Raw genomic sequence first — 12,538 nt, forward strand, 5'->3', positions numbered from 1 at the left:
GACGCTACTCGGCGAACGTTACCCAGTCCGCGAGCGGCGCGCGGTCGGTGCGGAACTCGTTTTCGGGCTTCGACGTGTCCTCGTAACCCAGCGCCATGCCGCAGACGACGATCTCCTCGTCGGGAATGCTGAGAACCGGCCTGATCTGGCGGTGGTAAGGCGCGAAGGCCGCCTGCGGGCAGGTGTGCAGCCCCCTGCCCCGAGCCGCCACCATGATGTTCTGCAGGAACATGCCATAGTCGATCCACGACCCCTGGTTAAGTCTCCGGTCGATCGTGAAGATCATGCCGACCGGCGCGTCGAAGAAGATGAAGTTGCGGTCGTGCTGCGCCCGCATCTTGTCGACCTCGCGCCGGCCGATGCCCAACGCCCCGTAAAGACCGAAGCCGTTGGCCCGGCGGCGCGTGAGATACGGTTCGAAGAACTGGTCGGGATAGTAGCGATACTCGTCCCACTCCGCCTTTTCAGCGCGAATGCCTGAGTTGAGGATGGCATCGCTGATGCGCTGCTTGACCTCGCCCTTGGTCACATACACACGCCAGGGCTGCATGTTGGTCCCGGAAGGCGCGCGCGCCGCGACCGCCAGGATGGCGCGAATCGTATCGTCATCGACCATATCGGGCAAGAAGGCGCGCACCGAGCGGCGCGACGTGATCGCCTCGTCGACGATCGCCGCGTCCATGGCGATTCGGCTATTCTTCTCCAGCATGGGCCGTCCCTTCGCGCATGACCGGAACCGTAACCGGCTTCCGCATCGACCATCCGCAAACACTAAAGTGATTTTAGTACCCGACCGGACGTCCCCACCCGCCGTTCGTTGAGCGAGCCTTTGCATGAACCTCAAAAATCACGCAAGTAAATCTTGCAACGCATGAAAATCCCCTTGATTTTTTCATAAACTTGCCGCTTCATGAAATTTGCCGGATTTTTTTCATGAGAGATGCTTGACCTCGACCACGGCCAGATCGGAGCAGGACAATGGCGACCGGCTGCTGGCTGGCGATATCCGCGCGCTGCGCAAGGCGCGCGGCCTGACGCTTGCTGAAATCGCTCTTAAACTCGGCCGTTCGGTTGGCTGGGTCAGCCAAGTGGAGCGCGGCCTCTCGGTCCCTTCCCTCGGTGACTTGAGGGCATTCGCCGGCCTCTTCGATGTTCCGATCAGCCTCTTCTTCAGCCATGACGTTCCCGTCGAACAGGAACGCGGCGTGATTGTGCGCGCCGGCAGCCGACGTTCGCTTGGCACAAGTGAATCCGGCCTGGTGGAGGAGCTTCTTTCGCCCGACCTCGGCGGTAGCTTCGAGATGCTGCGCTCGGTCTTCGCACCCGGGGCGGAGCTGAAGATCGAAACGCGCCGTCCGACGGAAGAGGCAGGTTATGTCGCGTCGGGCACGTTCGAGATCGAGATCGACGGCGTCTGGCATCGCCTCGGCGAGGGCGACTCGTTTCGATTCGCGGGCAAGCCGTTCCGCTGGCGCAATCCTGGCGCTGAGCCAGCGGTCGTGATCTGGGTGGTTTCACCGCCTGTATATTGATCAATGCATGTCGCCCAAAAGTGCGAGGCGGTTTTGGGATAACGACATGCATCAAAACAAGAATCGAAGCGCGAAGCGCTTGGCCTGGAGGAAGAACATGGCGGGTTTGCCGACCACGGCACGCGTGGTGATCATCGGAGGCGGCGTCGTCGGCTGCTCATCGCTCTATCATCTGTGCAAGGCAGGCTGGACCGACTGCGTGCTTCTGGAAAAGAACGAGCTGACCTCCGGCTCGACCTGGCATGCCGCCGGCAACGTGCCGACCTTCTCCTCGTCATGGTCGCTGATGAACATGCAGCGCTATTCGACCGAGCTCTACCGGGGCCTGGCGGAAGCGGTCGACTATCCGATGAACTATCACGTCACCGGTTCGCTCCGGCTCGCTCATACGAAGGAGCGCATGCAGGAATTCCAGCGCGCCAAAGGCATGGGCCGCTACCAGGGCATGGATATCGACGTCGTGGGCCTGGACGAGATCAAGCGCCGTTACCCCTTCATCGAGACGCATGATCTTAAGGGCGCGCTCTATGATCCGAGTGACGGCGACATCGACCCGGCGCAGTTGACCCAGGCGCTAGCCAAGGGCGCGCGCGACATGGGCGCCAGGATCGTCCGCTTCTGCCCGGTCACCGGCGTGCGCCGCGAGAACGGCGAATGGGTGGTCACGACGCCGCAAGGCGAAATCCGCTGCGAGATCGTGATCAACGCGGCCGGCTATCGCGCCGCCGAAGTCGGCAAGATGTTCGGCCGCGACGTGCCGATGATGGTGATGAGCCATCAGTACATATTGTTCGAGGAGATCCCCGAACTGGCCGCGTGGACGAAGGAACAGGGCCACAAGCTGCCGCTGCTGCGCGACGTCGACACGTCCTATTACCTGCGCCAGGAAAAGAGCGGCATGAATCTCGGCCCCTACGAGCGCAATTGCCGCGCGCATTGGGCGACCCACAACGATCCTATGCCGGAGGATTTCTCCTTCCAGCTGTTCCCCGACGATCTCGATCGTCTCGAGCACTACCTCGCCGACGCCGTCGCCCGCGTGCCGATCCTCGGCACCGCCGGCCTCTCCAAGGTGATCAACGGGCCGATCCCTTACGCGCCGGACGGCAACCCGCTGATCGGGCCGATGCCCGGCGTGCCGAACGCCTTCGAGGCCTGCGTCTTCACCTTCGGCATCGCCCAGGGCGGCGGCGCCGGCAAGGTGCTCGCCGAATGGGTCACCGAAGGTCAGACCGAATGGGACATGTGGTCCTGCGACCCGCGGCGTTTCACCAGCTTTGCCTCGGCGCCCGACTATTGCGTCGCCAAGGGCATGGAGATTTACGGCAACGAATACGCCATACAATTCCCGCGCCATGCCTGGCCGGAGGGGCGTAACCGCAAGTTGTCGCCGCTGCACGATCGCATCAAGGCGCTGGGCGGCCAGTTCGACGCCTATAATGGCTGGGAGCGCGCCACCTGGTATGCCGGACCGGGCGACGACACGTCCGAGGAAGCGACGCTGACCTTCCGCCGCGACGGACCATGGCAGCAGCGCGTGCGCGAGGAATGCCTGGCCGTGCGCGACGCCGCCGGCATCCTCGACCTGCCAGGCTTCTCGCGTTTCAACCTCGAGGGCCGTGGCGCGGCCGACTGGCTGTCCCTGCAGGTTACCGGTCTTGTGCCGAAGCCCGGCCGCATCGGCCTCGTCTATTTCGCCGACGACAAGGGCCGCATCGTCACAGAGATGTCGGTGGTGCGCCATGGCGAGGACCGGATGACGCTGATCACCGCCGCGGTGGCGCAATGGCACGACTTCGAATGGCTGAAGTCGCGCATACCCGCCGATGCGACCTTCACGCTGACCGACCGTACCGAGGAATACTCGACCCAGATCCTCGCCGGCCCGAACTCGCGCAAGATCCTGGCCGAAGTCTGCGACGCCGATCTGACGCTGCCCTGGCTGACACATCAGGAAACGACGATCGCCGGGCGCTGGGCGAAGCTGGTGCGCGTCTCTTTCGCCGGCGAACTCGGCTGGGAGATCCACACCAAAGTCGCCGATACGGCGACCGTTTTCGACGGTGTCTGGGCGGACGGCCAGAAACACGGGCTGAAGCCCTTTGGCATGTATGCGCTGGATTCGCTGCGACTGGAGAAAGGCTACCGCGCCTGGAAGGGCGATCTCTCGACCGACTATTCGATCCTGCAGGGGGGCCTGGAACGCTTCGTCAAATGGGACAAGCCCGACTTCCGCGGCAAGGCGGCGTTGCTCAATGAAAAGCAGCAGGGCGTGAAGAAGCGCTTCGTCACGCTGGTCGTCGAAAATCCCGGCGACTGCGATGCACCCTACATGTCGACGCTCTGGCACGGCGGCAGCATCGTCGGCGAGACGACGTCGGGCGGCTGGGGCCATCGCGTCGGCAAGTCGATCGCGTTGGGCATGCTGCGCGCCGATCTCACACAGCCCGGCACGGCAGTTGAGGTCGAGATCTTTGGCGATCGCTTCAAGGCAATCGTCCAGAACGACGAGCCACTGTGGGATCCAAAGAACGAGAGGTTGCGGGCATGACCTCTGTCATACTAACCGACGGCGGCATGGGCCAGGAACTGGTGCGGCGCAGCAGGTCCGAGCCGACGCCGCTGTGGTCGGCCAGGGTTCTGATCGACGAGCCGGACCTGGTGCGCGACCTGCATGCGGAATTCATCCGTGCCGGCGCGCGCGTCATCACCATCAACACCTACTCTGCAACGCCGGAGCGCTTGGCGCGCGAGGGCGCCGAGGATCTATTCAAGCCATTGCAGAGACGCGGCATCGAACTGGCTAAGCAGGCCCGCGACGACGCCGGCGACGCCGCGATCGCAGGCTGCCTTTCGCCTCTGTTCGGCAGCTACGCGCCGGCGTTGACTATATCGTTCGAAGACACGCTCGACATCTATCGCCGCATCGTCGCCGAGCAGGCGGACGGCGTCGATCTGTTCCTGTGCGAGACGATGGCTTCCGCCGAGGAGGCCCGCGCAGCCGTCACGGCGGCTTCGGAGAGCGGCAAGCCGGTCTGGGTGTCATGGACATTGGCCGATCATGGCGCGCCGCGCCTGCGCAGTGGCGAAACCATTGCCGATGCGGCGGGGGCCCTCGGCGACCTGCCGGTCGCGGCGCGGCTGCTCAATTGCTGCCGGCCCGAAGCCATCGCCGCCGCCTTGCCAGAACTCGTCGCCTTGGGTGGACCGGTGGGCGCCTACGCCAACGGCTTCACCTCGGTTGAGGCTCTGAAGCATGGCGGCACCGTCGAGGTGCTGCACGCCCGCCACGATCTCGATCCGCAAGCCTATGCGGACCAGGCTATTGGCTGGGTCGATGCCGGCGCCGGCATCGTCGGCGGCTGCTGCGAGGTTGGTCCCGCCCATATCGCAGCCCTTCGCGACAAGCTCGCGCGGGCCGGTCACCAGATTTCGGGAGTGTCCTGATGCCGAAACCATCAAAGCGCATTACAGGCATCGTGCCGTCGGGAAAGGATGGCTGGGAGGTTCATTCGGCTGCCTGGGCCCGCAAGCAGGCTGGCGAGGATATCATCATGTTGTCGGTCGGCGACCATGACTTCGACACGCCTTCGGCAACGATCGAGGCCTGTGTCGACGCCGTGCGCGGCAGCAATCACCATTATACCCCTCTCCCGGGCCTGCCGCGCCTGCGCAAAGCCATGGCGGCGGCCTCGACCGCCTGCACGGGCATTCTGACTGAGCCTGACGAGGTCATTGCCACGCAGGGAGGCCAGGCTGGACTCTTTGCTGCCGTGCAAGGTGTGCTCGACCCGGGTGACCACGCCATCGTAGTCGCGCCTTACTACGCCACCTACCCGAACACCTTCGGCGCCGCCGGTGCCAGCTTCACGGTGGTCGAGACGCCGGCCGAAGATGGTTTTCAGCCTCGCGCGGACATGATCCGCGCGGCACTGAAACCCAATACGCGCGCCATCCTGATCAACACGCCGAACAATCCGACGGGCGCGGTCTATTCGCGCGAGCGGCTGGAGGAACTGGCCGACATCTGCAGGGAGCACGATCTCTGGCTGCTCTCCGACGAGGTCTACTGGACGCTGGGCGGCGGCGAGCACATCTCGCCGCGTTCGCTGCCCGGCATGGCCGAGCGCACGCTGGTCATCAATTCGATGTCGAAAAGCCACGGCATGACCGGATGGCGCATGGGCTGGCTGACCGGCCCTAAAGAGATGATCCGGCTGTTCACCGACCTTAACCTGGTGACGACCTATGGCCTGCCGGCCTTCATTTCCATCGCCTGCGCCGAGGCTCTGGAGAACCACTACGGCGTGAAGGAAATCGCCGAGCGTTACGCCGCCCGCCGCACCGTCTTCCTCAACGCGATACGCGGCGCCAATGAAGTCACCGTGCGAGGCTCCGAAGGCGGCATGTATGTCATGCTCGATGTCTCCGCGGTCGAACCCGATGACGAAAAATTCGCCTGGGCGCTGCTCGACAAGGAAAAGCTGGGCGTCATGCCCGGCTCGAGCTTTGGCCATGCCGCTGCCGGGCACATCCGCATCAGCCTCTGCCAACCTGAACCCATCCTCGAGGAAGCCGCGCTCCGCGTGCGCCGCTTCGCTTCCAATTATCGTCGCGAGGCCGCATGACCAGGACCATCCCGACCAAGGCCCGCGCCGTGATCATCGGCGGCGGCGTCTCCGGCTGCTCAGTCGCCTATCACCTGGCCAAGCTCGGCTGGACTGACATCGTGCTCCTGGAGCGCAAGCAGCTGACTTGCGGCACGACCTGGCACGCCGCCGGCCTGATCGGGCAGCTGCGCGGCTCGCAGAACATGACGCGGCTGGCGAAATATTCGGCCGACCTCTACGTCAAGCTCGAAGCCGAGACCGAAGTCGGCACCGGCATGCGCCAGGTCGGCTCGATCACCGTCGCGCTGACCGAGGAACGCAAGCACGAGATCTACAGGCAGGCGTCGCTCGCTCGCGCCTTCGATGTCGACGTGCGCGAGATTTCACCAAGCGAAGTCAAGCAGATGTATCCGCATCTCAACGTCTCCGACGTGGTCGGCGCCGTGCATCTGCCGCTCGACGGCCAATGCGATCCGGCCAACATCGCCATGGCGCTGGCCAAGGGCGCACGCCAGCGGGGTACTGCGATCATCGAGAACGTCAAGGTCACCAAGGTGCACACCAGGAACGGCCGCGTCTCCGGCGTCTCCTGGGCGCAGGGCGAGAATCAAGGCACGATCGAGACCGACATCGTCGTCAACTGCGCCGGCATGTGGGCGCGCGAGTTGGGACGGCAGAACGGCGTCACCATCCCGCTGCATGCTTGCGAGCATTTCTATCTCGTCACCGAGCCGATCCCCGGCCTCACCCGTCTTCCGGTGCTGCGCGTGCCGGACGAGTGCGCCTACTACAAGGAGGATGCCGGCAAGATGATGCTCGGCGCCTTCGAGCCGGTGGCGAAGCCATGGGGCATGGATGGAATCCGGGAGGATTTCTGCTTCGACCAGTTGCCCGAGGACATGGAGCATTTCGAGCCGATCCTGGAAATGGGCGTCAACCGCATGCCGATGCTGGGCACCGCCGGCATCCATACCTTCTTCAACGGACCCGAGAGCTTCACGCCCGACGACCGCTATTATCTCGGGGAAGCGCCAGAACTCGCCGGCTACTGGATGGCGACCGGCTACAATTCGATCGGCATCGTTTCCTCCGGCGGCGCAGGCATGGCGCTGGCGCAATGGATCAACGACGGCGAGGCACCCTTCGATCTCTGGGAGGTCGACATCCGCCGCGCCCAGCCTTTCCAGAAGAACCGCCGCTACCTCAAGGAGCGCGTCTCGGAAACGCTCGGCCTGCTCTATGCCGACCATTTCCCCTATCGCCAGATGGCGACGTCGCGCGGTGTGCGCCGTTCGCCCTTGCACGAGCACCTGAAGGCGCGTGGCGCGGTGTTCGGCGAAGTGGCGGGCTGGGAGCGCGCCAACTGGTTCGCCCGCGAGGGCCAGGAGCGCGAATACCGATATTCATGGAAACGGCAGAACTGGTTCGACAACCAGCGCGACGAGCATCTGGCGGTGCGCAACGGTATCGGCCTGTTCGACATGACTTCCTTCGGCAAGATCCGCGTCGAGGGCCGCGATGCCTGCACCTTCCTTCAGCGTCTCTGCGCCAACGATATGGACGTCATGCCGGGCAGGATCGTCTACACGCAGATGCTCAACCAGCGCGGCGGCATCGAGAGCGACCTCACGGTTACCCGGCTTTCGGAGACGGCCTATTTCCTCGTCGTGCCCGGCGCCACCTTGCAGCGCGACCTTGCCTGGCTGCGCAAGCATGTCGCCGACGAGTTTGTCGTCATCACCGACGTGACCGCCGCCGAAGCTGTCATCTGCCTGATGGGGCCTGACTCGCGAAAACTGATCCAGAAGGTCAGCCCAAACGACTTCTCCAACGAAGCCAACCCGTTCGGCACTTTTCAAGAGATCGAGATCGGTATGGGCCTCGCCCGCGCTCACCGCGTCACCTATGTGGGGGAGCTCGGGTGGGAGCTTTATGTCTCGACCGAGCAGGCCGCCCATGTCTTCGAGGCGATCACTGAAGCCGGCGACGATGTCGGGCTGAAGCTTTGTGGCCTGCATACGCTGGATTCCTGCCGCATCGAAAAGGCATTCCGCCATTTCGGCCACGACATCACCGACGAGGACAATGTGCTGGAAGCTGGTCTGGGCTTCGCGGTGAAGACGAGCAAAACCGACTTCATCGGTCGCGACGCAGTGCTTAGGAAGAAAGAGGCGGGTCTCAGTCGGCGGCTAGTGCAGTTTCGCCTGAAGGACCCCGAACCCCTGCTCTTCCACAACGAGGCAATCCTGCGCGACGGCAGGATCGTCGGCCCGATCACTTCCGGCAATTACGGCCACCATCTCGGCGGAGCGATCGGCTTAGGCTACGTGCCCTGCCAGGGCGAGAGCGAGGCGGATGTGGTGGGCTCGTCCTACGAGGTGGAGATCGCCGGCGAGCGTTTCGCCGCGGAAGCTTCGCTGAAGCCGATGTATGATCCCAGGGCGGAACGGGTGAGGATGTAGCGCCAGCCCCCTTCTCCCCTGTTGTGGGAAAAGAGGAAGTCCAGCCCTCAAAACCTTTCCAGCCTCGTCCTTACCTTCGCCAGGAAAGCTGCCCGGCTCTTGGGCGTGGAGGTATCCATCAGGTAGTGCGCCAGGAAAAACGTCTTGCAGCGCGTTGCGCAGATCGCACGCATCCCGCGCAAGATGGTCTTGCGGCCGGGCTGGCCGACGACAACGCTCCACCATGTCGGCGCGCCGCAGGTGGTGATGACGCCGACCTTGGTGACATGTGTCATCAGTGACTTTATGCGGCCCTTTCCCGCCGGCAGCTTGAACGCGATGTCGGTGGCCCATACGCGGTCGAACCAGCCTTTCAGCATTGCCGGAAGGCCATACCACCAGGTCGGATAGATGAAGAGGATCGCCTGCGCCCACTCCAGATGCTCGAAATGCGGCTTGAGCCTGGGATCCTGCGGCGCTCGATCGTTATAGAAGCGCCGCTCCTCGCAGCTCATCACCGGATCGAAATTCTCGGCGTAAAGATCGAGCAGCCGCACATCCCAACCGCGCCTGTTCAGCACCTCGATCGCCAAATCGCGGATAGCCGCGCAAAAGCTCTCCGGCACCGGATGGCAGTAGACCACCAGCACGCGCATCAGAAGTCGTCCATTGCCGCCGCGACCCTCGCCATGAAGGCGCTGCGAGTCTGGTCGGTGGAAAGATTCATCGAATAATGCGCGAGATAGGACACGGGGGCGCCAGGTTTTATGGTAGCCCGCAGCATGCGCTTGACGATCTTGCGCGGCGGATCACCCATCAGTATGGCGCGAAAACGGCTGCCGCCATAGGTGGTGACGGCCGCCATTTTGCGAATGTTGTGCAGCGTCGGCCGCACCTTGCCGTCGACCAGCTTGAACGACACGCCGGGCAGGAAGACGCGGTCGAAGAAGCCTTTCAGGATCGCCGGGTAGCCGTAATTCCAGACCGGGAACGACAGCACGAGCGCTTCGGCTCTTTGAAGCCTTTCCACGTAGCCAGCGACCGCGTCGTTCGGTCCGCGCGGGTCGTGGTAGCCGAGCCGTTCCGCGCGCGTCAGCCGCGGATCGAAATCCTCGGCATAGAGATCGCAATCATCGACCGAGTGTCCAGCCGCGCTCAGCCGCTCGACGATCGTCCGGTGCAGGCCGGCGTTGAAGCTGGTCTCCACCGGATGAGCGTAGAGGACGAGGATGTTCATCAGCCCGCCTTTTGCAGGCCCTTGAACAGGAAGGGCTTGCCGGAGCGGTAGTCGTAGCCCGGATTCTCCCAGGCAATCATCTTGCCGGGATTGAGCAGGCCTTGCGGGTCGGTCTCGCGCTTGAAGGCAAGCTGCACCTCGTCGGTCCGCTTCATGCCGCCTTCTTCAAGCGTGTAGCGGTGCGGGTTGAAGATCCAGCAGCCATTGTCCTCATGGATGCGGATGATCTCGTCGAGCCGCTGTTCCGTGGAGTAGCGCACCAGCGGCAGGCCGGCCGCGCCGATCGCCCCATCGAAGCGGATGAATTCGAGATGCGCCGGCACCTCGTCGCCGAAGCGGTCGACCATCGCCTTGACATGGGCGAGATGATCCGGCGACGGATAGCGCGCCTGCAGATAGGTGATTGTCGGGTCGACCCGGATGGCACGCAATGTCGTGTGGTTCCATGTCAGTTCATAGGCGGGCGGGAGACCCTTGAGATCGGCCTCCCGGTCGGCCCGGAAAACGATCTCGCCATTTGTGCTGCGCACGAAAGCGACAAAGGCATCCATGGCATGGGGCGCTATCATGCACACCACGATGCTCTGGTCGCGCCGGAAGAATTTCTGGTGCCGCTTGAAATAGTCGTAAGGGATGGGCGCGGCGATCGGCGTGATCAGTTTCGCCAAAATGCCGTCCTGGACGGCGAGGTCGTTGCCGAAGCCGGCCGCGCCCATGAAATCGTCGAATCCGACGATAACGTCGATCCAGTCGTAGGACGCCGTCAACGGCATTTCGACCTCGGTTATTATGCCGTTGGTGCCGTAGGCATGCATGACCTTGAGCACCTCCTCGCCCGTCAAATCCATGACGCGGGGCTCGGCTTCCATCGTCACGGTCCTGAGCCGTATGACATTGCCCAGGTCGCGCAACCCGCCCCAGCGGATCGAGCCGACGCCGCCCGAGCCGCCTGCGATAAAGCCACCGATCGAGGCCGTGTTGTAGGTCGAAGGCGAGAGTCTCAGCTCCTGCCCGGAATGCGCGCGTGTCGCCTTGTCGATGTCGGCCAGCACCGCTCCCGGTCCGGTCACCACCCGTCCGGACGCGATCGCCTTCACCTCGTTCATCTCGGCAAGGTTGAGCACCACGCCGCCCGACAGCGGCATGGCCTGCCCATAATTGCCGGTGCCGCTGCCGCGCGGCGTGACCGGGACACCGTGCCGGTGGCAGGCCGCAAGCACGCGGATCACTTCGTCCTCATTCTTCGGCGTGACGATGAGATCGCCCTTGACGTGGTCGAGCTGCGCCTTCAGCACCGGGCTGTACCAGTAGAAGTCGCGGCTCTTCTGCTGGACGATGGCCGGGTGGTCGTCGATCTTGATCCCGTCGAGATTGCGCTTCAGCGCTGCGATATCCATCATCCCACCATCAATTCGTCGAGTTCGCCATAGTCGGGCAGTCGGCGCTCGATCGCCCTGCCCTCGCGCACCACGATGCGATCCGATTCGGGCCGCGACAGCAATTCCGTCCAGCTCCGTCCCTTGAAGACGATGAAGTCGGCGCTGCCGCCGGCGGCCAGCGTGCCGGCGCCGTCGAGCCGCATCACCTCGGCTGGCGTTGCCGCCACGGCCTTTGGCCAGTCGCCGACCGGATGGTCGAAATGCAGGATGCGCGTCGCCATGCGGTAGACTTCCAGCATGTCGAGATCGCCATAGGCATAGAAAGGATCGCGCGTGTTGTCGGATGCGACCGCCACCTTGATGCCGCGAGCCCTCATCTCATGCAACAGCGTCACGCCTCGCCAGCGCGGTGTCGTGCCGTTGTTGCGGCGGTCCTGCAGATAGAGGTTGCACATCGGCAGCGACACCACGGCGAGCCGCGCCTTCGCCACCTTGTCCAGCGTATCGAGCACCTCGAGGTCAGGCTGGCGCGCCAGCGAGCAGCAATGGCCGACCAGTATGTTGCCCTCGAAACCATTCCAAAGCGAAGCCTCGGCGATCTTCTTCAACGAGATGGCAGCGACATCGTCGGTCTCGTCGGCATGGAAGTCGAGATCGAGCCCGTGCTTGATCGCCTGCGCGAAAACCTGGTCAAGCAGTTCCTCAAGATCGGGCACCATATAGGTCACGACGCCGAGCACGCCCTTGGCCGCGGCCAGGCGTTTGGCCAGCCGCTCGAACCAGGCCTTGTCGCGCACGCCTTCGATGCCGAGCAGGCAGGCAGCCTGTAGGTCGATCCTGCCGCGCCATCTCTCGCGCATCGTCTCGAACACCGGCCAGGAGATCTCCTCCTGCGGTGCGACGCTGTCGAGATGCGTGCGCAAGGCCTTCGTTCCGTGCGCGTAGGCCGAGCGCAGGGAGAAATCCATGCGCCGCGCGACATCCTCGGCGGTCCAGCGCGCGGCGCGGTCAGCGCCGGTGGCACCGAGCGCGCCCATGAAGGTGCCATCCGGATTGGGTTTTCGCGGCCAGATATGGCCCTTGTCGATGTGGGTATGGCAGTCGACGAAGCATGGCAGCACAATGCGGCCGCCGAGGTCGACCGCGCCGTCCGGAGCCTTCGATTTGCCACGCGCCACGATGCTGGAGATCCTGCCGTCGGCGACGGATATGTCCATAGGCGCGAAGCCGTCGCTGTCGAAGGCGGCGGCGAGGCCCGGCGTCAGCGACGCATGCAGCCGGACATTGGCCAGGTGATATGAGGCTGCGTCCGGAATCAACTGCTGCTCCTCTGGGTGAG

At 63.9% G+C, this 12,538-nt stretch carries 10 protein-coding genes; 5 read left to right on the plus strand and 5 right to left on the minus strand.

What is annotated here, in order from left to right; translation table 11 throughout:
* Nucleotides 1-4: 4 nt before the first annotated feature.
* On the minus strand, nt 5-709 hold the full coding sequence (locus tag ACR64R_RS12195) for a nitroreductase (protein WP_487361869.1): 705 nt from the start codon (nt 707-709) through the stop codon (nt 5-7).
* A gap of 235 nt (nt 710-944) precedes the next feature.
* On the opposite strand from ACR64R_RS12195, the gene ACR64R_RS12200 reads away from it, so the two are divergent.
* The 5 genes from ACR64R_RS12200 to ACR64R_RS12220 all read left to right on the plus strand — a co-directional run bounded on the left by ACR64R_RS12200 (nt 945) and on the right by ACR64R_RS12220 (nt 8,604).
* Complete coding sequence (locus ACR64R_RS12200; RefSeq protein ID WP_487361870.1) at nt 945-1,532, plus strand: helix-turn-helix domain-containing protein; 588 nt, start codon at nt 945-947, stop codon at nt 1,530-1,532.
* Between the two features lie 97 nt (nt 1,533-1,629).
* Entirely contained in the window at nt 1,630-4,083 is a 2,454-nt protein-coding gene (locus ACR64R_RS12205; RefSeq protein ID WP_487361871.1) for a GcvT family protein, read from the plus strand.
* Nucleotides 4,080-4,979: a homocysteine S-methyltransferase family protein gene (locus ACR64R_RS12210; protein WP_487361872.1), complete on the plus strand. Its 900-nt coding sequence runs from the start codon at nt 4,080-4,082 to the stop codon at nt 4,977-4,979. Before ACR64R_RS12205 ends, ACR64R_RS12210 begins: the two co-directional genes overlap by 4 nt.
* Nucleotides 4,979-6,160: a pyridoxal phosphate-dependent aminotransferase gene (locus tag ACR64R_RS12215; protein ID WP_487361873.1), complete on the plus strand. Its 1,182-nt coding sequence runs from the start codon at nt 4,979-4,981 to the stop codon at nt 6,158-6,160. Before ACR64R_RS12210 ends, ACR64R_RS12215 begins: the two co-directional genes overlap by 1 nt.
* Nucleotides 6,157-8,604 carry a GcvT family protein gene (locus ACR64R_RS12220; protein WP_487361874.1) on the plus strand — a complete coding sequence of 816 codons (2,448 nt, stop codon included), beginning with the start codon at nt 6,157-6,159 and terminating at the stop codon, nt 8,602-8,604. The genes ACR64R_RS12215 and ACR64R_RS12220 overlap by 4 nt, the downstream gene beginning before the upstream one ends.
* Before the next feature lie 47 nt (nt 8,605-8,651).
* Here ACR64R_RS12220 and ACR64R_RS12225 read toward each other — a convergent pair whose 3' ends face one another.
* From ACR64R_RS12225 to ACR64R_RS12240, 4 genes are read right to left on the minus strand one after another with little or no spacing between them, the layout of a single operon-like run.
* Complete coding sequence (locus tag ACR64R_RS12225; protein WP_487361875.1) at nt 8,652-9,239, minus strand: NAD(P)H-dependent oxidoreductase; 588 nt, start codon at nt 9,237-9,239, stop codon at nt 8,652-8,654.
* Nucleotides 9,239-9,820, minus strand: coding sequence for an NAD(P)H-dependent oxidoreductase (locus tag ACR64R_RS12230; protein ID WP_487361876.1), 582 nt, complete (start codon nt 9,818-9,820; stop codon nt 9,239-9,241). The genes ACR64R_RS12225 and ACR64R_RS12230 overlap by 1 nt, the downstream gene beginning before the upstream one ends.
* Nucleotides 9,820-11,220 (minus strand): FAD-binding oxidoreductase, encoded by a 1,401-nt coding sequence (locus ACR64R_RS12235; protein WP_487361877.1) that lies wholly within the window; start codon nt 11,218-11,220, stop codon nt 9,820-9,822. The genes ACR64R_RS12230 and ACR64R_RS12235 overlap by 1 nt, the downstream gene beginning before the upstream one ends.
* Nucleotides 11,217-12,518: a cytosine deaminase gene (locus ACR64R_RS12240; protein WP_487361878.1), complete on the minus strand. Its 1,302-nt coding sequence runs from the start codon at nt 12,516-12,518 to the stop codon at nt 11,217-11,219. The genes ACR64R_RS12235 and ACR64R_RS12240 overlap by 4 nt, the downstream gene beginning before the upstream one ends.
* Between the last annotated feature and the right edge of the window lie 20 nt (nt 12,519-12,538).

The sequence above is a fragment of the Mesorhizobium sp. MC2-1-1 genome (assembly GCF_057597255.1).

What these genes read in the sequence shown, in the direction of transcription:
- ACR64R_RS12195 (WP_487361869.1), bottom strand. Translation starts at nt 709, where the DNA reads ATGCTGGAGAAGAATAGCCGAATCGCCATGGACGCGGCGATCGTCGAC.
- ACR64R_RS12205 (WP_487361871.1), top strand. Translation starts at nt 1,630, where the DNA reads ATGGCGGGTTTGCCGACCACGGCACGCGTGGTGATCATCGGAGGCGGC.
- ACR64R_RS12210 (WP_487361872.1), top strand. Translation starts at nt 4,080, where the DNA reads ATGACCTCTGTCATACTAACCGACGGCGGCATGGGCCAGGAACTGGTG.
- ACR64R_RS12215 (WP_487361873.1), top strand. Translation starts at nt 4,979, where the DNA reads ATGCCGAAACCATCAAAGCGCATTACAGGCATCGTGCCGTCGGGAAAG.
- ACR64R_RS12220 (WP_487361874.1), top strand. Translation starts at nt 6,157, where the DNA reads ATGACCAGGACCATCCCGACCAAGGCCCGCGCCGTGATCATCGGCGGC.
- ACR64R_RS12225 (WP_487361875.1), bottom strand. Translation starts at nt 9,239, where the DNA reads ATGCGCGTGCTGGTGGTCTACTGCCATCCGGTGCCGGAGAGCTTTTGC.
- ACR64R_RS12230 (WP_487361876.1), bottom strand. Translation starts at nt 9,820, where the DNA reads ATGAACATCCTCGTCCTCTACGCTCATCCGGTGGAGACCAGCTTCAAC.
- ACR64R_RS12235 (WP_487361877.1), bottom strand. Translation starts at nt 11,220, where the DNA reads ATGATGGATATCGCAGCGCTGAAGCGCAATCTCGACGGGATCAAGATC.